The following is a 21,587-nucleotide window of genomic DNA, read 5'->3' on the forward strand; positions in this document are numbered from 1 at the left end:
ACACGACCTGCGGTCGGGCGAGTTATTGTGCAACGCAACCAGGGTCGCGATTGTACGCGCATGCCTCGGGACCAGCGCAAGCGGCGGCGCGTGGAGGCGCCTGTGCTGACAGTGGAAAGGATGACGATGAATGAAGCGCTGGCCCGCTCGCTGGCCGATTTCGAAGCAGGGCGCATCGACATGGATGCGCTGATCGCCACCTGGCGTCGCCATGGTGTGGACGATGCGACGCTGCAGGCCAAATGGCGCGAGGTACTCGACGGCCTGCTGATGCGGCTCGAATCGGCGCGGCTGTTTTCCGGCGAAAGCTGTTCGTTCAGCCAGGGCGAACTGCTGGCGACGATGCGCGAATGGCTGAATCGGGTGCAGGCGCAGATCCAGGCGCAGCAGTAGCCCGCAGCCCTGCGGTAAACGAAAAAAGGGCGCCCGCAGGCGCCCCTGAAAATGCCGAGCAGGCGGGTCAGAGCTTGCTCTTCACAACCTCGACGACACGGTCAGCCTCGGCCACCCACTTGGCCAGCAGGGCGTCGGTTTCGGCACGGCGCGAAGCGGCGAAATCGGCGTCCTTGATGCTGGGCACGTTGATGTCGACGTTCAGTGCGGCCGAACGCAGCGCGGCGACGGCGGCCAGAGCGGCCACACCGGCGTCCGATACGACGTTCTTGTTGCCCTTCTCGGCGGCGACCAGCGACAGCGCGATCACGTCGGCGCAGGCGCGGGCGCAGGCCAGCGGCGCGTCGGTGGCCTTCTTCAGACCGTCCTGGATCGCGGCCGAACGGGCGGCCTTCTGCTCGTCGGTGTCCTTCGGCAGACCGTAGGCGGCCATCAGGCCGTCGAAGGCTTCAACGTCGGCGCGGATGAAGTCGGTCAGCTGGGCGCGCAGGGCTTCCGCCTTGGCCAGCAGATCCTTCATTTCGCCTTCGACTTCGACATAAGCCTTCTTGCCGATGGTCAGGTTGCACACCATGCTGACCAGCGCCGCGCCCATGCCGCCCATGATGGCGGCGGCACTGCCGCCGCCCGGGGTCGGCGCGCTGGAGGCGAGCTCGTCGAGGAAGGTGGTGACCGGCTTGTCCTTGATCATCGTCATGGCTCAGCCCACCATGGTTTTCGCCATCGCGTAGATTTCCGACGCGTCGAGCGAAATGTCGTTGCTTTCGAACAGCTTGCCGACGCAGGCGCGCTGCAGCGCGATCTTCAGCGCGCCGAAGCCGATGGCGCCGAACACGATCTTGCCGTGCTTGACCACGCCCTTGTCCATCATGTCGATGCCTTCGATGCCCAGCGGCGGCGTCGCGTTGGCGTCGGCAATCATTTCAAGCGTCGGGTTGTCCTTCCAGTGACGCTCTTCCAGCAGCTGGATGCCGCCGGCGCCGGTGGCGATGACCACGTTCGCGCCTTCGATGGCACGGCCGCGCGCGTCGTTGTCAGCCGCTTCGGCGACCGCGACGTCGAGGTTGAAGTTGGCCTTGAGCTGCTTGGCGGCTTCTTCGGCGGTGGCGATCTTGCGCGACACCAGCGTCACCGTGGCGCCCTCGCTGGCCAGCATCACGGCAGCGCGCGTGCCGACCGGGCCGGTGCCGCCGAGGATGACCGCCTTCTTGCCCTTCAGCGAACCGCTGTGCGCCAGCCAGGCGACGCAGGCGGCTGCCGTGGTGTTCGAGCCGTTGGAGTCGAGCATCACCGACACGCGGAAGTTCGAGAAGAACTTCTTCTTGACCGCCTTGAACAGCGTTTCGCCTTCGGCCATGTTGCTGCCGCCGATGAAGATGGCGGTGTTCTTCTTGTCCTTCGGTGCGCGGGTGAAGATCGCACCGTCGACCATGGCGCCGACGTTGTGCGGATGCACGCCGCCGTAGCCGATCACGTGGTCCGCGCCACCGTCGTGGCACACGACGCTGTCGAACACCGACGGATGTTCATCGGTATCGAATTGGTAAAGCAGCTTTTTCATTGTGATGTCTCGGATGTCTGGAAGAGAGGAATCCGCCGGCCGCACAGCCGACGGACCTTGAGGCGTGTCGCGGCGATCAGGTCACCGTATTGACCGGGCTGCCCTTGACGTAGGCTTCGACGTTGTCGATCAGCTGGTCGGCCAGGAACTGCATCGCGCCGTCCGAGGCCCAGGCCACGTGCGGGGTCAGGATGAAGTTGGGCAGACGCAGGTCGAGCAGCGGGTTGCCTTCCTTCGGCGGTTCCTTGGTCAGCACGTCGAAACCGGCGCCGCCGATGATGCCTTCCTTCAGCGCGGTGACGAGGTCTTCCTCGTGCACCAGCCCGCCGCGGGCGGTGTTGATCAGGATGGCGCTGCGCTTCATCTTCTTGAACTGCTCCATGCTGAACATGTTGCGGCTTTCCGGCGTCAGCGGGCAGTGCAGAGAGATGATGTCGGACTGGGCCAGCACTTCTTCCACCGGCGTGAATTCCACGCCCGGCGCCTTCGGGCCCGGATGGTCGGCGAACAGCACCTTCATGCCGAAGCCGCGGGCGATCTTGGCCGTGCCCTGACCGAGCACGCCTTCACCGAAAATGCCGATGGTGCTGTCGAAGAGGTCGTAGATCGGGTGGTCGAAGAAGCAGAACTGGTCCACCTCCTGCCAGCGGCCGCGCTCGACGTCCTGGCGGTAGGCGATGATGCTGCGGCGCAGGGCCAGGATCAGCGCGAACGCGTGTTCCGGAACGGTGTGCACCGCGTAGTTGCGGATGTTGGACACGACGATGCCGCGTTCGCGGCAGGCCGGCACGTCGATCACGTCGTAGCCGGTGGCGGCCACGCCGATCATCTTCAGGTTCGGCAGCTGGGCCAGCACGTCGCCGCGCAGCGGCACCTTGTTGGTGATGGCGACGGTGGCGTCCTTCAGGCGTTCGACGATCTGGTCCGGGGCGGTGGTGTCGTACTCAGCCCAGGTATGGTCGAAGGACGGACGACGGACATTGGCCTTCAGCGTGGAGCGGTCGAGAAACACAACGTGGTGCGACATGTCTCTTCCTTCTGTTCTATGGATGTAAAAGGCCGGGCGAACCCGGCCGAGCAGCAGACACGCAGGCCCGCCGGAGCGGGCCGCCGCAATATTACTTCGCCTGCGGAGCGTTCGTGCGCCAGTAGGTCGAGGCGGCCGCCACGCCCGAACCCGGGGTGACGTTGATGCCGTTGTCCAGCATCGACATTTCGGCACCGGCGATCGCGCTCATCAGCGACAGCGCGTTCAGGTCGCCGAGGTGACCGATGCGGAACACCTTGCCGGCAACCTTCGACAGGCCGGCGCCGAGCGACAGGTTGTACTTGTTGTAGGCGTTGCTGATTACCTTGGCGGCGTCGAAACCTTCCGGCACCAGGATGGCGCTGACGGTGTTCGAGTACCACTCCGGTGCCTTGGCGCACAGGTTCAGCTTCCAGCCTTCCTGGACGGCGGCGCGGACGCCGTTGGCCAGGTATTCGTGGCGGGCGAAGATGTTCTCCAGGCCTTCTTCGAAGATGGTGTTCAGCGCTTCACGCATGCCGTACAGCATCGGGATCGACGGCGTGTAGGGGAAGTAGCCGGTGGCGTTGTTGCGCATCATGTCGCCGATGTCGAAGTAGCAGCGACGCGAGGTCGCGGTGTCCATCGCCTTCAGCGCCTTCGGGCTCATGCCCAGGATGCCCATGCCGGCCGGCAGCATGAAGCCCTTCTGCGAACCGGACACCGTGCAGTCGACGCCCCACTCGTCCATGCGGAAGTCGATCGACACCAGCGACGACACGGTGTCGACCATCAGCAGCGCCGGGTGGTTGGCGTTGTTCATCGCCTTGCGAACCTTGGCGATGTCGCTCGACACGCCGGTGGCGGTCTCGTTCTGGCAGGCCAGCACGGCCTTGATCTTGTGTTCCTTGTCGGCGCGCAGGATTTCTTCGTACTGGTCATAGGGCACGCCGGTGCCCCACTCGACGTCGAGCACCTGGACTTCGAAGCCCAGACGCTGCGCCATGTCGGCCCACAGGTGGCTGAACTGGCCGAAGCGCGAGCACAGCACCTTGTCGCCCGGCGACAGCGTGTTGGTCAGCGCGGCTTCCCACATGCCGGTACCGGATGCCGGGAAGGTGAAGATGGTGCCTTCGGTGGTCTTGAACACCTTCTTCAGGTCGGCCAGGACCGACAGCGCCAGTTCCGGGAACTTGGGCGAGCGGTGGTCTTCCTGCGGCACGACCATGGCGCGCAGGATGCGCTCCGGCGTGTTGGTGGGACCAGGCACGTAAAGATGGTTACGACCGGCGATTCGAGACATGGCGAAACTCCTGTAATTGCTTTGAAAGATGTCGGGGTGGCTGACCGCTTGTTTTATTTGTTGCGGCCGTAGACCGGGAACGCGTCGCACAGCTTGGTGACGTCGGCGACCACGCGTGCGATCACGGCGTCGTCGTTCGGTGCGTCCAGCACGTCCACGATCAGGTTTGCAACTTGCTTCGCCTCGGCTTCCATAAAGCCGCGGGTCGTCATGGCAGGGCTGCCGATTCGAATGCCACTGGTCACGAACGGCTTTTGCGGGTCGTTCGGGATGGCGTTCTTATTGACCGTGATGTGTGCACGGCCCAGCGCTGCTTCTGCGTCCTTGCCAGTGATGTTTTTGGCACGCAGATCGACGAGGAACAGGTGGGACTGAGTACGGCCCGAAACGATGCGCACGCCACGCTCGACGAGCGTTTCGGCCATCACCTGGGCGTTCTTCAGCACCTGTTGCTGGTAAGTCTTGAATTCCGGGGTCGCGGCTTCTTTGAAGGCGACGGCCTTGGCGGCGATGACGTGCATCAGCGGACCGCCCTGGATACCCGGGAAAATCATCGAGTTCAGCGGCTTCTCGAACTCGGCCTTGGCCATGATCACGCCACCGCGCGGGCCGCGCAGCGTCTTGTGCGTGGTCGAGGTGACGAAGTCGGCGATGCCGATCGGGCTCGGGTACAGGCCGGCAGCAATCAGGCCGGAGTAGTGGGCCATATCGACCAGCAGGTAGGCGCCGACCGAATCAGCGATCTCGCGGAAGCGCTTGAAATCGATGTGCAGGGCGTAGGCGGACGCACCGGCCACGATCATCTTCGGCTTGTGTTCCTTGGCCAGCGCTTCGACCTGTGCGTAGTCGATTGCTTCGGTTTCCGGATCCAGGCCGTAGGCCACGCCCTTGTAGATCTTGCCGGAGAAGTTCACCGACGAACCGTGGGTCAGGTGACCGCCGTGCGCCAGCGACATGCCCAGGATGGTGTCGCCCGGCTGCAGCATCGCCATGTAGACACCGGCGTTGGCCTGCGAACCCGAATGCGGCTGCACGTTGGCGTATTCGGCGCCGAACAGTGCCTTCAGGCGATCGATCGCCAGCTGTTCCGCGACGTCGACATGCTCACAGCCACCGTAGTAACGCTTGCCCGGATAACCTTCGGCGTACTTGTTCGTCAGTACGGAGCCTTGGGCTTCCATGACCGCCGGGCTGGCGTAGTTTTCCGACGCGATCAGCTCGATGTGGTGTTCCTGACGGGCGTACTCCGCTTCCATGGCGGCCCACAGTTCGGGGTCGGAATGGGCGATGGTCTGTTTCGGGTCAAACATTCGGATTACCTTTCTGATGTGAGCTTTCGGCCCGCGTCCTCTGCAGGCCTTATGAAGTAATACAAGGCAAGCAGACTATATCTGATGGATCAAGGGCCTCGTATCGGACTTTCTTATTGCCGTGATAAGTATAAGTGAAGCTTAATTGAAAAGACCTCATCCATAATTCTTTACAACGAATCCGGTGTTCGACCCTGTGCGGGCACCTCGCGGTTCAGCGATGAACCACCACTCTCTTCCACACGACAGAAGGTGAAGCATGGACATTCACGAGTACCAAGCGAAAGAGCTTTTGGCGGGCTTCGGCGTGCCGGTGCCGCGCGGCAGCGTGGCCTACAGCCCCGACCAGGCCGTGTACACGGCGACCGAACTGGGCGGCTGGCACTGGGCGGTGAAGGCCCAGGTGCACTCCGGAGCCCGCGGCAAGGCCGGCGGCATCAAGCTGTGCAAGACCTACCATGAGGTCGATGCCGCCGCCCGCGAACTGCTGGGCAAGCGCCTGGTGACCATTCAGACCGGCCCCGAGGGCAAGCCCGTTCAGCGCGTCTACGTGGAAGTGGCCGAGCCGTTCGAGCGCGAACTGTATCTGGGCATCGTGCTGGACCGCAAAGCCGAGCGCGTTCGCGTCATCGCCTCTGCCGAAGGTGGGATGGAAATTGAAGAATTGGCACACAGTGCTCCGGAAAAGATCATGCAGGTCGTGGTCGAGCCGGCCGTCGGCCTGCAGGCCTTCCAGGCCCGCCAGATCGCTTTCGGTCTCGGCCTGTCGATCAAGCAGGTGTCACGTGCAGTGACCGCGATCATGGGTGCTTACCGCGCCTTCCGCGATCTCGACGCCACCATGGTCGAAATCAACCCGCTGGTCGTCACCAAGGACGACCGCGTGCTGGCGCTGGACGCCAAGATGTCCTTCGACGACAACGCGATGTTCCGCCAGCGTGCCGTGGCCGACATGCGCGATCCGTCGCAGGAGGATCCGCGCGAAGTGCAGGCCGCCGAGCACAACCTGAACTACGTCGGCCTCGATGGTGACATCGGCTGCATCATCAACGGTGCCGGTCTGGCCATGGCCACGATGGACACCATCAAGTACGCCGGCGGCGCACCGGCCAACTTCCTCGACGTCGGCGGTGGCGCCTCGCCCGAGCGTGTGGCCAATTCCTTCCGCCTGGTGCTGTCGGACAAGAACGTGAAGGCCATCCTGGTCAACATCTTCGCCGGTATCAACCGCTGCGACTGGGTGGCTCAGGGCGTGGTGCAGGCCTGCAACGACATCGATATCACGGTGCCGCTGATCGTCCGCCTGGCCGGTACGAACGAGGAAGAGGGCCGTCGCATCATCCGCGAGAGCGGTCTGCCCATCATCAGCGCCGATTCGCTGACCGAAGCGGCCCAGAAGGCGGTCGATGCCGCCCGCGCCCACGCCGCCAGCTGAGTGAAGAGACCCCCACGCTCACTCCGTTCGCTGCCCCCCGAGGGGGCTGCGCTCGCCCTTGGGGCGGCCCGGCGGGCGGCGCGCGGCGAATAACCGATGCACAAGAGGATTTAGTTATGAGCATTCTGATCAACGAAAAGACCAAGATCATCGTCCAGGGCTTCACCGGCGACAAAGGTACCTTCCACGCCAAGGAGATGATCGAGTACGGCACCAACGTCGTCGGCGGCGTGACCCCGGGCAAGGGCGGCTCCACCCACCTCGGCAAGCCGGTGTTCAACACGGTTGCCGATGCGGTCGCCGCGACCGGTGCCGAAGCATCGATCACCTTCGTCGCGCCGGCCTTCTGCGCCGACGCCATCATGGAAGCGGCCGACGCCGGCATCCAGCTGGTGTGCTCGATCACCGACGGCATCCCGGCGCAGGACATGATGCGCGTGAAGCGCTACTTCATGCGCTACCCGAAGGAGCGCCGCACGCTGATGGTCGGCCCGAACTGCGCCGGCATCATCAGCCCGGGCAAGGCCATGCTGGGCATCATGCCGGGCCACATCTACAAGCAGGGCAACATCGGCATCGTGTCCCGCTCGGGCACGCTGGGCTACGAAGCGGCGGCGCAGATGAAGCAGCTGGGCATCGGCGTGTCGACCTCGGTCGGCATCGGCGGCGACCCGATCAACGGCTCGTCCTTCCTTGACCACCTGATGAAGTTCCAGGAAGACCCGGACACCCACGCCGTGGTGATGATCGGTGAGATCGGCGGCCCGCAGGAAGCCGAAGCGTCCGCCTGGGTGAAGGAAAACATGAAGAAGCCGGTGATCGGCTACGTCGCCGGCCTGACCGCACCGAAGGGCCGCCGGATGGGCCACGCGGGCGCCATCATCTCGGCCGCCGGCGACTCGGCTGCCGAGAAGTCGGAAATCATGCGTTCCTTCGGCCTGACCGTCGCGCCGAGCGCCGGCGAGCTGGGCAGCACCGTGGCTTCCGTCCTGGCCAAGCTGTAAGAGCAGAGCAGCACGGGGCGCGCGGAGCGCGCCCTGCTTTCCGTCCGTCCCGGTGGGGCGGACGCCCGCCACCAGCCTGCGAGACTCCCACCGTGGTGAGTGATCCCATTTCCGTTCCCGCGTCTGCCGACGCCTCCGGGGCGGCTTTCTCGGAAAAGGCGATCGACCTGCTGTTTTCGCTGCTGCGCGAAGTGGTCGAACGCCACCATCCCGAACTGCTGCCGGTGCTTGCCGGCGAGTCGGGCAACAGTCTTTCCCCGCAGATGCTGGGCCGTGCCATCCAGGCCCAGGGCATCCTGTTCCAGCTGCTGTCGATCGCCGAGCAGAACGGCGCCATGCGCAAGCGGCGCGAGATCGAGCGCCACCAGGGCCGCGAAAGCCTGCCCGGCACCTTCGCCAGCGTGCTGGCGTCGGCGAAAAAGGCCGGCCTGTCGCCGGAGCGCGTGCGCGAGGCCTTCGCCGGCCTCAAGGTGCGCCCGGTGCTGACCGCGCACCCGACCGAAGCCAAGCGCGTGACCGTGCTCGAACGGCATCGCCGCATCTACCGCATGCTGATCGAGCTCGAATCGCCGCGCTGGACGCCGCGCGAACGCCACGATCTCGAAGACGCGCTGCGCAACGAGATCGAACTGCTGTGGCTGACCGGCGAACTGCGGCTGGAAAAGCCGAACGTGTCGCAGGAAATCGCCTGGGGCCTGCACTTCTTCAACGAAACGCTGTTCGAGGTCGGCCCCGACGTGCTGGCGCGCGCCGACGAGGCGATGGCGCAGCACTTCGGCGAAGCGGATCTGCCGGGCTTCCTCGAATTCGGTTCCTGGATAGGCGGCGACCGGGACGGCAATCCATTCGTCACCAATGCGATCACGCGCGGTGCGCTGGTCGAATGCCGGCTGGCCAGCCTGCGCCGCCACCGCCAGTCGGTGCTCGAACTGCTGCGTGGCCTGTCGGTAACCGAAGCGTCGCTCACGCTGTCCGGTGACTTCCGCGACGCGCTGATGCTGGCGCTGGAAGAGAGCGGCGAGGGCAACGCGATCGCCGCGCGCAATCCGGGCGAACCGTTCCGCCAGTTCCTGGTGTGCGTGCTGGGCAAGCTGGACGACACCATTACCTGCACCCAGGCGGAAGAGGGCGCGGCCTGTCGTCGCGGCTACGAATCGGCCGACCGCCTGATCGCCGACCTGCGCACGCTCGAAGCTGGCCTGCGCGATGCGAAGCTCAGCCGCATCGCCGACACCGAAGTGGTGCCGCTGCGCCGCCAGATCGAAATGTTCCGCTTCAGCACGGTGCGTCTCGACGTGCGCGAGAACTCGACCCGCGTCACGCAGACGCTGGAAGTGCTGTGGCGCGCCAGCCGCGGCGAACCGGAGGACGTGCCGGCACCGGCGCAGGACAGCGCCGAATGGCGCGACTGGCTGCTGGCCGAACTGGCCGCGCCGCGCGCCGGTGTGCGCGACACCAGCGGCCTGCCGGCGGTTGCCGCCGAAACGCTGGGCCTGTTCCGCCTGATCGCGGAGATGCGCCCGCGTGTCGGCCGCGAAGCTTTCGGCAGCTTCATCCTCAGCATGACGCGCAATGTGTCGGACGTGCTCGGCGTCTATCTGCTGGCGAAGGAAGCCGGCCTGTACGCCGACCCGGCCGGAGTCGAGCGCTGTTCGCTGCCCATCATGCCGCTGTTCGAAACCATCGATGACCTGCGCCGCGCGCCGGCCATCATGCGCGAGCTGCTGGCGATGCCGCTGATCAAGCGCTCGGTGCGCGCGCTGGGCGGCGTGCAGGAAGTGATGATCGGCTACTCCGACTCGAACAAGGACGGCGGCTTCCTGTCGTCGAACTGGGAACTGTTCAAGGCGCAGCAGAAGCTGACCGCGGTCGGCGGCGAAGCCGGCGTCAAGATCGCCTTCTTCCACGGTCGCGGCGGTTCGGTCAGCCGCGGCGGCGTGCCGGCCGGGCGCGCGATCGCCGCGCAGCCGGCCGGTTCGATCCAGGGCCTGTTCCGGCTGACCGAGCAGGGCGAGGTGATTTCGAGCAAGTACGCCAACAAGGGTACGGCCGCCTTCAACCTCGAACTGCTGGCTGCCAGCGTGTTCGACCACGCGCTGAAGTCCGGCCGCGCCGACGGTCCGCACGCGGTACCCGAATTCGACGACGCGCTCGAAGCGCTGTCGGGCGCGGCGCACGCGGCCTACCAGAACCTGATTTCGAATCCGGCGCTGGTCGGTTACTTCCAGGAAGCCAGCCCGCTGGAAGAGATTTCGCTGCTCAACATCGGCTCGCGCCCGGCGCGCCGTTTCGGTGCCAAGTCGCTGGCCGAGCTGCGCGCGATTCCGTGGGTGTTCGCCTGGTCGCAGAACCGCCACATCGTCACCGGCTGGTACGGCGTCGGCTCCAGCCTCGCCAATTTCATCGGCGTGCGCGGTGCCAGCGGCGAGGCGCTGCTGGCGCGCATGTTCAACGAGTCGCCGCTGTTCCGTCTCATCGTCGATGAAGTGGAAAAAACGCTGGCCGTGGTCGATCTCGACATCGCCCGCGAATACAGCCAGCTGGTGGCCGACGCCGGTGTGCGCGAGGAGGTGTTCGGCATGATCGCCCGCGAGTACGACATCACGCGCACGCAGATCCTGCGCCTGTCGGGCACCCGTGGCCTGGCCGAGCGCTTCCCCGACTACCGCCAGAAACTCGACCACCGGCTGCCGGTGGTCAACCAGGTGAGCCGCCAGCAGATTTCGCTGCTGCGCGCCTTCCGCATGACCGACGACGCCGCGCGGAAAGAGGAATTCCGCAAGGCCCTGCTGCTGTCGATCAACTGCGTGTCCGCCGGTTTCGGCGCCACCGGTTGATCGTTCGCCCCGACTTCTGAACAGACTTCGCACCATCCACCGGAGGAGACATCCATGAGCTTCACGATCATCGAACAAGCGACGCCCCGCCTGCACCGTTCCGAACTGGCCGTTCCGGGTTCCAACCCGGGCATGTTCGAGAAGGCCGCCAAGTCGGCCGCCGACATCATCTTCCTCGACTGCGAGGACGCGGTCGCGCCGGACGACAAGGAACAGGCGCGCAAGAACATCATCGAAGGCCTGAACGACGTCGACTGGGGCAACAAGACCATGATGGTGCGCATCAATGGTCTGGACACCCACTACATGTACCGCGACGTGGTGGACATCGTCGAAGCCTGCCCGCGCCTGGACATGATCCTGATCCCGAAGGCCGGCACCGCCGCCGACGTGTACGCGGTCGACATGATGGTCACGCAGATCGAAGCGGCCAAGAAGCGCACCAAGCGCATCGGCTTCGAAGTGCTGATCGAGACCGCGCTCGGCATGGCCAACGTCGAGGCGATCGCGCAGTCGTCGAAGCGCCTCGAAGCGATGAGCTTCGGCGTCGCCGACTACGCCGCCTCGACCCGCGCCCGCACCACCGTGATCGGTGGCGTGAACAAGGACAGCGTGGTGCTGACCGACAAGGACGAGCAGGGCAACCGCCAGTCCTTCTGGACCGATCCGTGGCACGCCGCGCAGACCCGCATGATGGTCGCCTGCCGCGCCTATGGCCTGCGTCCGATCGACGGCCCGTTTGGTGACTTCAACGACCCGGACGGCTATATTTCCGCGGCGAACCGCGCCGCCGTGCTCGGCTACGAAGGCAAGTGGGCGATTCATCCGTCGCAGATCGAACTGGCGAACAAGGTCTACACGCCGTCGGAAGCCGAAGTGACCAAGGCACGCCGCATTCTCGAAGCGATGGCGCAGGCGGCGAAGGAAGGCCGCGGTGCCGTGTCGCTCGACGGTCGCCTGATCGACATCGCCAGCATCCGCATGGCCGAAGCGCTGATCGCCAAGGCAGACACGATCGCCGCGGCACGCTGAGCGTGCGGCAGCGCGGCCGGGGAGGGCCCGGCCGCGTGATCAATATAAGAAGCAGATGAAGCAGATGCAGTAACGGCGGGTAGTGAGGCCCGCCGCTTTCCACCCCGATTGACGACTACACGGAAAAAACCAATATGGCATCCGATATCGAAATCGCCCAGCAGGCGAAAATGCAGCGCATCAGCCAGGTGGTGTCCAAGCTGGGCATCCCGGAAGACGCGATCGAGCCCTACGGCCACTACAAGGCCAAGGTGTCGCTCGACTACCTGAACAGCCTGAAGGACCGTCCGGACGGCAAGCTCATCCTGGTCACCGCGATCAGCCCGACGCCGGCAGGCGAAGGCAAGACCACGACCACCGTCGGTCTGGGTGACGCGCTGAACCGCATCGGCAAGAAGACCATGATCTGCCTGCGCGAGCCCTCGCTGGGCCCGGTGTTCGGCGTCAAGGGCGGTGCGGCCGGCGGCGGCTACGCGCAGATCGTGCCGATGGAAGACATCAACCTGCACTTCACCGGCGACTTCCACGCCATCGGTGCCGCGCACAACCTGCTGTCGGCGCTGATCGACAACCACATCAACCACGGCAACGAACTGCGCATCGACCCGCGCCTGATCCAGTGGAAGCGTGTGGTCGACATGAACGACCGCGCACTGCGCAAGATCACCATCGGTCTCGGCGGAACCGCCAACGGCTTCGTGCGGGAGGACGGCTACGACATCGTGGTCGCGTCCGAAGTCATGGCCATCCTGTGCCTGGCCAATTCGCTGATGGACCTGAAGGAACGTCTCGGCCGCATCATCATCGGCTACACGCTGGGCGACAAGAAGCCGGTGTACGCGAGCGACCTGAAGGCGCAGGGCGCCATGGCCACGCTGCTGAAGGACGCGATCAAGCCGAACATCGTGCAGACGCTGGAGAACAACCCGGCCATCATCCACGGCGGCCCCTTCGCCAACATCGCGCACGGCTGCAACTCGGTCACCGCGACCAAGGCCGGCCTGAAGATGGCTGACTATGTCGTGACCGAAGCCGGCTTCGGTGCCGACCTCGGCGCCGAGAAGTTCATCGACATCAAGTGCCGCATGGCCGGGCTGAACCCGTCGGCCGTCGTGTTGGTCGCCACCATCCGCGCGCTGAAGTTCCACGGCGGCGTGAAGAAGGAAGACCTGAACCAGGAAAACCTCGCCGCGCTGGAAAAGGGCATCGTCAACATCGAGCGCCACCTGAAGAACATCACCGAGCACTACGGCCTGCCCTGCGTCGTGTCGGTGAACCACTTCACCTTCGACACCGACGCCGAGATCGCGCTGCTGAAGAGCCGTATCGAAGCGCTCGGCGGCAAGTTCGTGATCGCCCGTCACTGGGCGAGCGGTGGCGCCGGCGCCGAAGAACTGGCGCGCATGGTTGCCGACATCTGCGACAACGCACCGGGCAAGCACAGCTTCGTCTACGACGAGAACGCGACGCTGCAGGACAAGATCACCACCATCGCCACCAAGATCTACGGCGCCGCTGTGGTCACCTTCTCCGATGCCGCCCGCAAGCAGCTCGAAAGCTGGAACGCCGACTACGGCCGCTTCCCGGTCTGCATGGCGAAGACCCAGATGTCCTTCTCCGCCGATCCGAACGCCAAGGGCGCACCGAGCGGCCACACGCTCAACGTGCGCGAAGTGCGCTTGGCCAACGGCGCCGGCTTCGTGGTCGCCATCTGCGGCGACATGATGACCATGCCGGGCCTGCCCAAGGTGCCGGCGTCGGAGAAGATCGACATCGACGAGCATGGGAAGGTGTCGGGACTGTTCTGATCGTCTTTCCGCAGCAGTGACAAAGGCCGCCTTCGGGCGGCCTTTCTTTGTTCGGCTCCGGCGCCCGGACTTTCAGTCGACGCACCTGTGCTGGCGGAACGAACGGCATTTCAGTCGCCAGCATCCTCAAACGATGGTACAGCCTGGCCGCTGACAGACATCTGCGTCAGCTCGATGTCCTGGTCTTCGCCGAACACACGCAATACGCCGTCGTCGCAGAGCACGCTGAACCGGTGTTCCCCGGCGGCAATCGCGAGCCCGGTAACGCCGTCGGGCAGCCTCAGCCTGCGCGGTGCGGACGTCATCGGCAGCAGCGGATTGCCGATGCGGTCGGTCATGCGTCCCCATACGTAGATGTATCCGGACGAATCCAGCGCCATCGAATAGCCTGCAGAGGCGGCGATGTCCGTGACCGTGCCTGTGGCCGACAGCGGTATGTCGACGGGCGTGTCGGAGACGTCAATACCAGCGACGCCCAGCTGTCCGTGACGGTTGTTCCCCCAGCCCACGATCCTGCCGTCCTCGGCAAGCGCGAGGCTGTGCTGGTCGCCCGCGGCCACCCGATGAAACGCGAGTCCGTCGGGATGTTCGAGCTTCCTTGGCCGTACCGCGTCTGCCTCCGCACCACCTGCCTGGCTGTGGCTGTTGCCGCCCCACGCGACAATCTGGCCGCTGGCGAGCACGGCTACGGCGTGTTGCGCGCCGGCGGCGAAGTCGATGACCTCTCCGTCGAGAACTACCTTGACCGGCGTGGTCGACGATCCGCCAGGCGTGTCGCCCAGCTGTCCCCGGTTGTTGTCACCCCAGGCATAGAGGCTGGCGTCATCGGTCAGGACCAGTCCGAACGCGTCGCCTAGAGCGACGTCCAGGGGCGGCGGCATGCCGTCCGTGTTCATGGCGGTGGGCGTCGAACGCCACGGAGGCTCGGAGCTGCGTTCACTGCGCTTCAGGGCGGATATGGCCGCCGCGACTGCTCGGGTGGTCAAACCTCCAAGTCCCGACGACGTCGCATCGTCGCTCGCCGGTCCCGAGCGCAGGGCCCACTCAAGACCCCACATGTACAACTGGCGGTCACTGCCCACTGCAACGCTACGCGCACCCCGGGCGGCGATCGCACGTGCGCCGACCCCGGCTGGCAGGCGGGCGACGCCGGTCTGCGCACTCGCACTGCTAAAGGTGCCGTTGCCAAGCTGTCCGAGGCGGTTGTCGCCCCATCCTTCGATCTGGCCCAACGGTGCCCGGAAAAGGTTGTGGGCGTCACCGTGGGCGACTGGCGCCACGACCGACATTTGCAATATGTTCGATGTCGCGGGCTGATCTGCGACCCCCGCCAGAATCCGGCAGAGGCCCACGCGCAGTGCGGTCACGGTCGTTCCGTCGACGCGACAGGTTTCCGGGCTGAGGCTGACCATGTCTACCGAGGCGCCGGGCACCGTCAGCACCTCCAGTTGCGCGCTGTCGTGAACCGTGAGTTGGCGCGGTGGTGTAACGAATACGACCGGTGCGACCGGATCACCGTTGCCGGTATCCGCCTCGTCGGGTTGCCAGGACAGCGTTATGTTTCCTGCTGCGGAATCGGGCCCGGACAGCGCGATCAGATAGTCTGAACCGTCCGTGATGTCGGCCACCAGACGCAGTTCGCTGCCGGTCGCCTTGGCCAGTCCGCTGCGCACCAGTGTTCCGCCGTCGCGCTCCGAGTACAGCGCTATTGAGCGCGAGGCGGAGGTGCCTTGAACGATGAAGCGCATCGACGTTGATGCGGTGGCATGGTAGCGCCACCAGATGCTTCCGTTAGTCTCGGTCATGCCGTGATCGGGCTCGCCCTCTTCGCGGGCCGCGTCGCGTGTGCTGCCGGATGAAAGTCCGGTCACGCCGGAAACGGCCTCGGCATCACGGCGCAGGTCGTTGGGCGGCGGATCGGGGATCCGTGCAGGGCTGCGGCGCAATACCCGGTCGCCCAGACCGAGCTGACCTTCCTCGTTCTCACCCCAGCCATACAGTTGCCCGTCCGACAGTTCGACCAGAAGGTGCTGATAGCCCCCGGTTGGAAGCGCGACGACACGCAGCCCTTCCGGCAGCGCGATCGCGCGGAATCCGGGCGGCGTGGCCCGCAGTTCCTCAATCGTCATTGATGACGACCCGACCGGGCCGCTCACGAGCAGGCGACCATCTGCAGTCTGCAGCGCCGAGAAACCGCTGTGGGCGCTGACGGCCACCACCGCAGTGCCGTCTGGCAGGGCAAGTCGTTGCGGCTCCGCAGCGACGACCCACGACGACGTTCCCAACGCGCCGAAGCTGCTTGCTCCCCAGCCGTAGACCTCACCCGTGTCGGTCAGCGCCAGCGCATGGTCGCTGCCGATCGACATGGAGGTGATCCTCACTCCTGCCGGGAAGTTCACCTTGCGCGCGCGCGGTTTCACCGCATTGGGCCACTCGTGGTTCAGACTGCCCCATTCGTAAAGACGACCGGCGGCATCCAGCGCAAGCGCATAGCTGCCGCCGGCGGATATCGCCACCGGGGCCACGTCTGCAGGCAGGTCGACTCTGGTCCACCAAGGGGAAAGCGGCGGTGCGCTGAGACTCCCCAGTTGACCATAAACGTTGTCACCCCAAGCGTATATGTTCAGGTCATCGGCAAGCGCCATGCTGAAGTTCGAGCCAGCCGTGATCTGGAGGATGCGGGCGTCGCCGGGAAGCGCCGGCGATGCCTGGGTCAGTTCCATGCCGGGCGCACCGAGCTCTCCCGAAAAATTGCTTCCCCAGGCACGTATCCGTCCGCTCGTGTCCAGCACTAGCATGTGCAGCTGACCTGCCGCGACGCCGGCCACCGGGGTATCCACGGCACGTGCGGGCGCCGCACGTAGCCGCGACACGAAGGTGTCGTCTGCAAGAATGCCTCCCTCCCCAAAGCCCCAGCTCGTCAGATGACCATCGCGCACGGCACGGAAGCTCGCCAGCCAGCCGCCCGCGAAAGGACGCCCGATTGTCAGCAGCAGGCGTGTCCGCCACGGCGCGAAGTCCGGGTTGCCCGCCTGCGTCACCGTCAGCCGGCAGTATCCGGGGCGCAACGCGCTCAGTTCACCGTCCGCCCACCTGCAGATCGAGGGTGTTTCGCTATAGACCTCCGGGGCAAGGCCAGAACTCAAGTGCAGCGGCAGCGCATGCACCACGTCAGCACCTGCGTCGAGCAGCACGATCGGCACCGTGGCGCCGGTCAGAAGGCGTTGCGGCTGTCTGGGGTCGAGCTGCCAGTTCAAGCGGATGTCTCCGCTGCTGCCCTCCGGATCGGGCCACCAGACCGAAGTCGGGGTAAGGGAGTGCCCGTCGACGCTGATCTGGTACTCGGTACCCGCCTCGACCTCGAAAGTGAGCCGACTTGTGCGCAGGTCGCCGTCGTCATTGTTCGAAGCCAGTCTCGTAAGCGTTCCGAGTTCTTCGCCGCGGAATATCGTCAGCAGCGTATCGAACCCGCTGCCCACAAGGTCGAACTCCGCAATACCGCTGCGCGGCGCGGTCCAGCGCCACCATACCGTGCGCCCCAGGTGGGCATTGTTGCGGACGTCTTCCCCGTTCTCGGATGTCGCGCCAGCGTTGAAGCCGACTGCGGTGCCGCTTTCCCCCGCCAGTTCGTAGCGTTCATCGAAGCGATCGTTGTACGCGGCGACACGGGCCCGCTGGCGGCTCGAGTCGCGCAGGCTGCCGTCGGCCAGGGTGAGCAGGTATCCGGGCACGTCCATGTCCACCGACACGACGCCACGGTGTACGCGCGCTTCGCCGAGCGGAGTGTCGAGGAACTGTTCGAAGCAGTACATCGAGGCCTCGTCGTCGAGGAGGCAGGCGTCACGTTCCCGACCGACATCCAGTTCTACGATGGGTCGGGCGATCGATGCCGGCAGGATGACGGGCAGTCCTTTGGGAAGCACCTCGGCGTGCGCGCCTGCCGGCCACCGGAAGATGCGGCCGTCGGCGGCCAGTGCCAGGTCGAACCAATATCCGGCCGCTACCTGCACGATCGAGGCGTCCCCCGGAAGCTGAACCTGGACAGGCGCATATGCGGGGTCATGATGGGCGGAAGCACTCACGCGGAACACCGTTCCATTGCCATCCAGAAGCAGGACGTGATGTCCGTTCGAGTCGATGTCCACAACCGGGGCATCCGTCGGCAGTGTGTAGTGCTGCGGCGAGGCATAGACGGGCCAGCTGTCGCCGACCCTGTTTATGTCGCTCAATCCCCATGCGTAAAGCCGTCCGCTCTCGCCGATCGCCATGCTGAACTCGGCATCTCCCGAGCCTGGCGGCAGGTCGCGCGCCAGCACGCGGATCGCACGGTCGCCGTCGGGAAGCTGAACGCGGACGGGCTCGTCTCGGCTAGTGAGCGTGCCATCGCCGAGCGCCCCTCGTTGATTGTTTCCCCAGGCATGGATGCCGCCCTCATCGTCAATCGCGAGCGTGTGACTCTGCGCGCGCGAGAACTGCAGCAGACGCGCATCGGTGCGGAGGCGGGATGGGAGGGCAAAGTCACTGCGCGTGTCTAGTGCATAGGCCCGGCGTCTTGAATCGAGTCCGGCACCGCATAGCAGACCGTACTGGCAGAGGGCGAAGTCCACGCGCGGCATCACGCGGAGATGGCGACGTACCGATTCGCTCTCCTGACCCTCCCTGTCTGACAGGGTGGCGTCGATGCGGCACAGCCCGCCGCGGTGGATCTGCAGCAATCCGGATTCGTCCACACTGCATACCGCCGGGTCCGGCGTCGTGAGCTGGACGGGCTGCCCGCCCGCGCTGATGGCTGCCACGCGCTGGGCAGGTTCGCCCAAGGTGAGGCGCCACGGCGCCTCCAGGGTGACGGAAGGCCCAGCCGCGACCGTGAAGCGGCAACCGAGCAACAGGGCAAGCGCGAGAAACAAATGGATTCTGGATGTCATGACGGGCCGCCGGAAGCAGCGGGTCTGCAACCCGGGCTGCGGAAACTTGAGCGGTCAGCATGATGGCATGAGGCGATGTCGAAACGATGTTCCATGCACGCCCGTCGAATGGGGAGGGCGACGCGCTTCCCGCGCAGCGGCCGTCTGGCCGGTGTTTCCGAGGCGCCGCAACGGCTGAATGAGAACGTGAATTTTTGTGCCGGCGGCATAGCGGCCGGCGGGGCGGCTGTTGGCCTGGCCACGAAACGCGGCTTCTCCCCGACGTGAGCGGACCACCCGCACGACGGACAGCGGCACCTGACCAGCGTCCGAGAACATCGACGAGCACGGCAAGATGTCGGGGTTGCTGCGAGTACTGCCCTGAAGAAAGCTTACCCCGACAGTATCTCGTCCGCATGAATGATCGCCCGCGCGATTTCCTCGGTTGCCACGCGCTTGCTCATCGCCTGTTCGCGGATGATCTTGTAGGCCTCGGCGTCGCTGACGCCGCGGGTGCGCATCAGGATGGCCTTGGCGTCGTTGATCTGGTTCACGCTGAGCAGCTTCTGCTCCAGCCGCTGCACCCTCTTCTTGTAGCCGCGCATCTCCTGCGTCAGGCCGACGGTGAGCACCAGTGAGGCGAGCACGCCGGTCGAGCGCAGTGGGGCGCTGAGCACGCCGGTGGCACCCAGGCGCAGCATCACTTCGAAGATGGTCGGGTTCTCGTAGCCGACGACGGCGATCACCGCGGGCGGTTGTTCGAAGTTGCTGAAGTTCAGCGGCGCGTGCATCTCGTTGGACTGGATCGCGTAGTACACGACATCGACGTTGTCCGGGATGTCCTGCACCGGCGGCCAGAAGGTCTGCACCTGGCAGCCTATGCGTTTCAGTTGCTGGATCAGCACCTCGCCGTCGGCGTCGCGCGGATGCAGTACGACGATGCGCAGATTGCGCAGCTGGGTCAGGAATTCCGGCGTGATCCGCTTGCTGCGTACGCCTGTGCGCGGCGGACTGCTCACTTCGATTCCTCTTCGCTCGCATTGACGCGCAGCCGCGTGCTCCAGTCGTCGAAGGAATGGCTGACCAGATAGGGGTCGGCGTCGACGCCGCCCGGTGTCTCGGCCAGTATCGTGAACTGCCCCTCGCTGTTCACCCGGCCGATGCGCGGGTAGAGGCGGGCGTGGTGGTTGTGCGGCAGGATGCGGATGCGGCCCTGCGGCGCGTCGAACTCGCGCCCGAGGATGTGCGGCAGCAGGATGTCATGTTCGTCACTGCCCGCTTCGCGGAAGGCGTCGGCGAACACATGCACCTGGTAGTAGGACGACTCCCAGCTCATGTTGGGCTGCACCTCGTTGCCGAACAGCTTGCGGAACAGCGCCACGCAGTCGCGGTTGCGCGGGGTGTCGATCGACTGGAAATAGGTGCCCGCCGTGTAGTGACCTTCGGCCAGCCGGATACCCATTTCGGATACTTCTTCCTCGCTGGTGCACAGGCTGGCGATCGGCATCTTCTTCGGATCGAAACCGGCGTCCGCGTAGGCCTGGTAGAGCATGCGGGTGGTCTTGCCGACCATGGTCGAGAAGATGAAGTCCGGCTGCTTGGCCTTGATGTCTTTCATGATCGGCGTGAAGGCGCTTTCCTTCGCGTCGAGATGCACATAGCGCTCGCCCACTTTGGCGCCACCCTGACGGTGGTGCACGAAGTCGCTCATGATGCGGTTCGACTCGTAGGGAAAGATGTAGTCGCTGCCGATCAGGTACACCCGCGCGCCGAAACGGGTCGACATGTAGTCGGCAAGCAGAGCGCTGTTCTGGTTCGGCGCACCGCCGGTGTAGATGATGTTGTTCGAGAACTCGAAGCCCTCGTACATGGTCGGGCAGAACAGGAGGCGGTTCCATCTTTCGACCACCGGCAGCACCGCCTTGCGCGTGCTCGACATGTAGCAGCCGAAGATGACATTGACCTTGTCATCCTGCACCAGACGGGTCGCGAGCGAGCGGAATTGCTGCGGATTCGACTGCGGATCGTAGTAGACCGGAACCAGCTCCCGGCCGTGGATGCCGCCGGCATCGTTGATCTCGCGGATCGCGAAAAGCGTTCCGGCGAGCATCGTGTTTTCGATGCGCGATGTCACGCCCTCGCGCGAGAACAGAACACCGACCTTGATGGGATCGTTTGTGGACACGGGTTTGCGGCCGGGTGACAAAAAACGTGATCGATACTAACAGAGCTTGACCGCGCGAAAGAGGCTCACTAAGATTCACTCAACGCTTCGCCCCGCCAACACTGCCGGGCGCGAAGACGGGCAAAAAGGCCTGCACGGATCTCCGGATCCGGCAGGCCTTTTTGTTTTGGTTTTTCGCTTTCGAGTTTTTGCGATTTTTCGCGATTTTTCGCATTGGCCAGTGCCGGCCGGTCGCGACAGGAGCTTCCAGATGTTCAACCCTTGAAGGAGAGTGCAGTGATTCCGATCCCCAGGAAAGGCACGCCGGAACGCGACCGGCTGATCCAGGAACACCTCGAGTGCGTGAAGTCCATGGCCGGCGTGGCCGGCTTCTCGGTGCTCAAGTGCGCGACACCCGGTGACACCACCCACATCAGCGGCGGCGTGCACGAAGACCCCTTGCTCAAGCGCGTGCTGCTGCGCATGCGCGGTGCGTCGCCCAAAGGCAAGCTCATCGTCATCTGCACCAAGATCGACGCGGAATGGCGCATCGGGCGTCTGTCCGGCATCCGCGGCGTGCCGCCGGTGTTCGTCGACGACACCGTCTACACCAGCGAGCAGGACATCCAGCACGCCATCTTCCTGATGCGTCTCGACGAGATGGAAGAGACCGACGGCATGCCGGAGCACTACCACGAAGGCTACAAGCGGCGCGACGACAACTGGCCGGTGACCTGATCACCGCCCAGCGCTGACGCGCGGCTGCGGCCGCACCCGTCTTCACCCCATCTACTGCAAAAGCATCCGAGCCCCCGGAGGGCGGCGCTCGG

15 protein-coding genes are annotated in these 21,587 nt (G+C 65.1%); 7 read left to right on the forward strand and 8 right to left on the reverse strand.

The annotated features are described in order from the left end of the window. Positions 1 to 126 precede the first annotated feature (126 nt). Positions 127 to 393, forward strand: a complete 267-nt coding sequence (locus IV112_RS15740; RefSeq protein ID WP_304004989.1) for a hypothetical protein — start codon at positions 127 to 129, stop codon at positions 391 to 393. Positions 394 to 460: 67 nt separating this feature from the next. Here IV112_RS15740 and fchA read toward each other — a convergent pair whose 3' ends face one another. The 5 genes from fchA to glyA form a co-directional block, all read right to left on the reverse strand. Beyond that, the gene (fchA, locus tag IV112_RS15745) at positions 461 to 1,090 is read right to left on the reverse strand and encodes a methenyltetrahydrofolate cyclohydrolase (RefSeq protein ID WP_019917751.1); all 630 of its coding nucleotides are present in this window, start codon (positions 1,088 to 1,090) and stop codon (positions 461 to 463) included. A 3-nt stretch (positions 1,091 to 1,093) separates the two neighbouring features. Continuing rightward, the gene (locus IV112_RS15750) at positions 1,094 to 1,954 is read right to left on the reverse strand and encodes an NADP-dependent methylenetetrahydromethanopterin/methylenetetrahydrofolate dehydrogenase (RefSeq protein WP_020165108.1); all 861 of its coding nucleotides are present in this window, start codon (positions 1,952 to 1,954) and stop codon (positions 1,094 to 1,096) included. Between the two features lie 76 nt (positions 1,955 to 2,030). Continuing rightward, positions 2,031 to 2,981: a D-2-hydroxyacid dehydrogenase gene (locus IV112_RS15755; RefSeq protein WP_304004992.1), complete on the reverse strand. Its 951-nt coding sequence runs from the start codon at positions 2,979 to 2,981 to the stop codon at positions 2,031 to 2,033. A 91-nt stretch (positions 2,982 to 3,072) separates the two neighbouring features. Further along, positions 3,073 to 4,263, reverse strand: coding sequence for an aminotransferase class V-fold PLP-dependent enzyme (locus IV112_RS15760; protein ID WP_304004995.1), 1,191 nt, complete (start codon positions 4,261 to 4,263; stop codon positions 3,073 to 3,075). A 53-nt stretch (positions 4,264 to 4,316) separates the two neighbouring features. Continuing rightward, the gene (gene glyA / locus IV112_RS15765; protein WP_304004997.1) at positions 4,317 to 5,573 is read right to left on the reverse strand and encodes a serine hydroxymethyltransferase; all 1,257 of its coding nucleotides are present in this window, start codon (positions 5,571 to 5,573) and stop codon (positions 4,317 to 4,319) included. A 259-nt stretch (positions 5,574 to 5,832) separates the two neighbouring features. Here glyA and IV112_RS15770 point away from each other — a divergent pair, with 259 nt between their 5' ends. From IV112_RS15770 to IV112_RS15790, 5 genes are all read left to right on the forward strand, one after another. Then, a complete protein-coding gene (locus IV112_RS15770) occupies positions 5,833 to 7,008 on the forward strand; it encodes a malate--CoA ligase subunit beta (protein ID WP_019917756.1) in 1,176 nt (391 codons plus the stop codon). Between the two features lie 116 nt (positions 7,009 to 7,124). Further along, complete coding sequence (gene sucD / locus IV112_RS15775; RefSeq protein ID WP_304005002.1) at positions 7,125 to 8,012, forward strand: succinate--CoA ligase subunit alpha; 888 nt, start codon at positions 7,125 to 7,127, stop codon at positions 8,010 to 8,012. 92 nt (positions 8,013 to 8,104) lie between these two features. After that, positions 8,105 to 10,849 (forward strand): phosphoenolpyruvate carboxylase, encoded by a 2,745-nt coding sequence (locus IV112_RS15780; protein WP_304005004.1) that lies wholly within the window; start codon positions 8,105 to 8,107, stop codon positions 10,847 to 10,849. A 54-nt stretch (positions 10,850 to 10,903) separates the two neighbouring features. Next, the gene (locus tag IV112_RS15785; protein WP_020165103.1) at positions 10,904 to 11,881 is read left to right on the forward strand and encodes an HpcH/HpaI aldolase/citrate lyase family protein; all 978 of its coding nucleotides are present in this window, start codon (positions 10,904 to 10,906) and stop codon (positions 11,879 to 11,881) included. 134 nt (positions 11,882 to 12,015) lie between these two features. Then, complete coding sequence (locus IV112_RS15790) at positions 12,016 to 13,689, forward strand: formate--tetrahydrofolate ligase (protein ID WP_304005008.1); 1,674 nt, start codon at positions 12,016 to 12,018, stop codon at positions 13,687 to 13,689. A gap of 110 nt (positions 13,690 to 13,799) precedes the next feature. Here the strand turns inward: IV112_RS15790 and IV112_RS15795 are convergent, their stop codons facing one another. From IV112_RS15795 to IV112_RS15805, 3 genes are all read right to left on the reverse strand, one after another. Next, positions 13,800 to 18,614, reverse strand: a complete 4,815-nt coding sequence (locus tag IV112_RS15795) for a hypothetical protein (RefSeq protein ID WP_304005011.1) — start codon at positions 18,612 to 18,614, stop codon at positions 13,800 to 13,802. Positions 18,615 to 18,985: 371 nt separating this feature from the next. Further along, the gene (locus IV112_RS15800; protein ID WP_304005014.1) at positions 18,986 to 19,612 is read right to left on the reverse strand and encodes an ANTAR domain-containing response regulator; all 627 of its coding nucleotides are present in this window, start codon (positions 19,610 to 19,612) and stop codon (positions 18,986 to 18,988) included. Further along, on the reverse strand, positions 19,609 to 20,778 hold the full coding sequence (locus IV112_RS15805) for a transporter substrate-binding domain-containing protein (RefSeq protein WP_304005018.1): 1,170 nt from the start codon (positions 20,776 to 20,778) through the stop codon (positions 19,609 to 19,611). The genes IV112_RS15800 and IV112_RS15805 overlap by 4 nt, the downstream gene beginning before the upstream one ends. A gap of 276 nt (positions 20,779 to 21,054) precedes the next feature. On the opposite strand from IV112_RS15805, the gene IV112_RS15810 reads away from it, so the two are divergent. Beyond that, positions 21,055 to 21,495 (forward strand): hypothetical protein, encoded by a 441-nt coding sequence (locus IV112_RS15810; RefSeq protein ID WP_019917764.1) that lies wholly within the window; start codon positions 21,055 to 21,057, stop codon positions 21,493 to 21,495. The last annotated feature ends 92 nt before the right edge of the window (positions 21,496 to 21,587 follow it).

Source organism: Methyloversatilis discipulorum, assembly GCF_018780585.1.
GTDB classification, from domain to species: domain Bacteria; phylum Pseudomonadota; class Gammaproteobacteria; order Burkholderiales; family Rhodocyclaceae; genus Methyloversatilis; species Methyloversatilis discipulorum_B.

Coding starts and splice junctions, on each gene's coding strand:
- IV112_RS15740 (WP_304004989.1), top strand. CDS start 127: ATGAATGAAGCGCTGGCCCGCTCGCTGGCCGATTTCGAAGCAGGGCGC.
- fchA (WP_019917751.1), bottom strand. CDS start 1,090: ATGACGATGATCAAGGACAAGCCGGTCACCACCTTCCTCGACGAGCTC.
- IV112_RS15750 (WP_020165108.1), bottom strand. CDS start 1,954: ATGAAAAAGCTGCTTTACCAATTCGATACCGATGAACATCCGTCGGTG.
- IV112_RS15755 (WP_304004992.1), bottom strand. CDS start 2,981: ATGTCGCACCACGTTGTGTTTCTCGACCGCTCCACGCTGAAGGCCAAT.
- IV112_RS15760 (WP_304004995.1), bottom strand. CDS start 4,263: ATGTCTCGAATCGCCGGTCGTAACCATCTTTACGTGCCTGGTCCCACC.
- glyA (WP_304004997.1), bottom strand. CDS start 5,573: ATGTTTGACCCGAAACAGACCATCGCCCATTCCGACCCCGAACTGTGG.
- IV112_RS15770 (WP_019917756.1), top strand. CDS start 5,833: ATGGACATTCACGAGTACCAAGCGAAAGAGCTTTTGGCGGGCTTCGGC.
- sucD (WP_304005002.1), top strand. CDS start 7,125: ATGAGCATTCTGATCAACGAAAAGACCAAGATCATCGTCCAGGGCTTC.
- IV112_RS15785 (WP_020165103.1), top strand. CDS start 10,904: ATGAGCTTCACGATCATCGAACAAGCGACGCCCCGCCTGCACCGTTCC.
- IV112_RS15790 (WP_304005008.1), top strand. CDS start 12,016: ATGGCATCCGATATCGAAATCGCCCAGCAGGCGAAAATGCAGCGCATC.
- IV112_RS15795 (WP_304005011.1), bottom strand. CDS start 18,614: ATGACATCCAGAATCCATTTGTTTCTCGCGCTTGCCCTGTTGCTCGGT.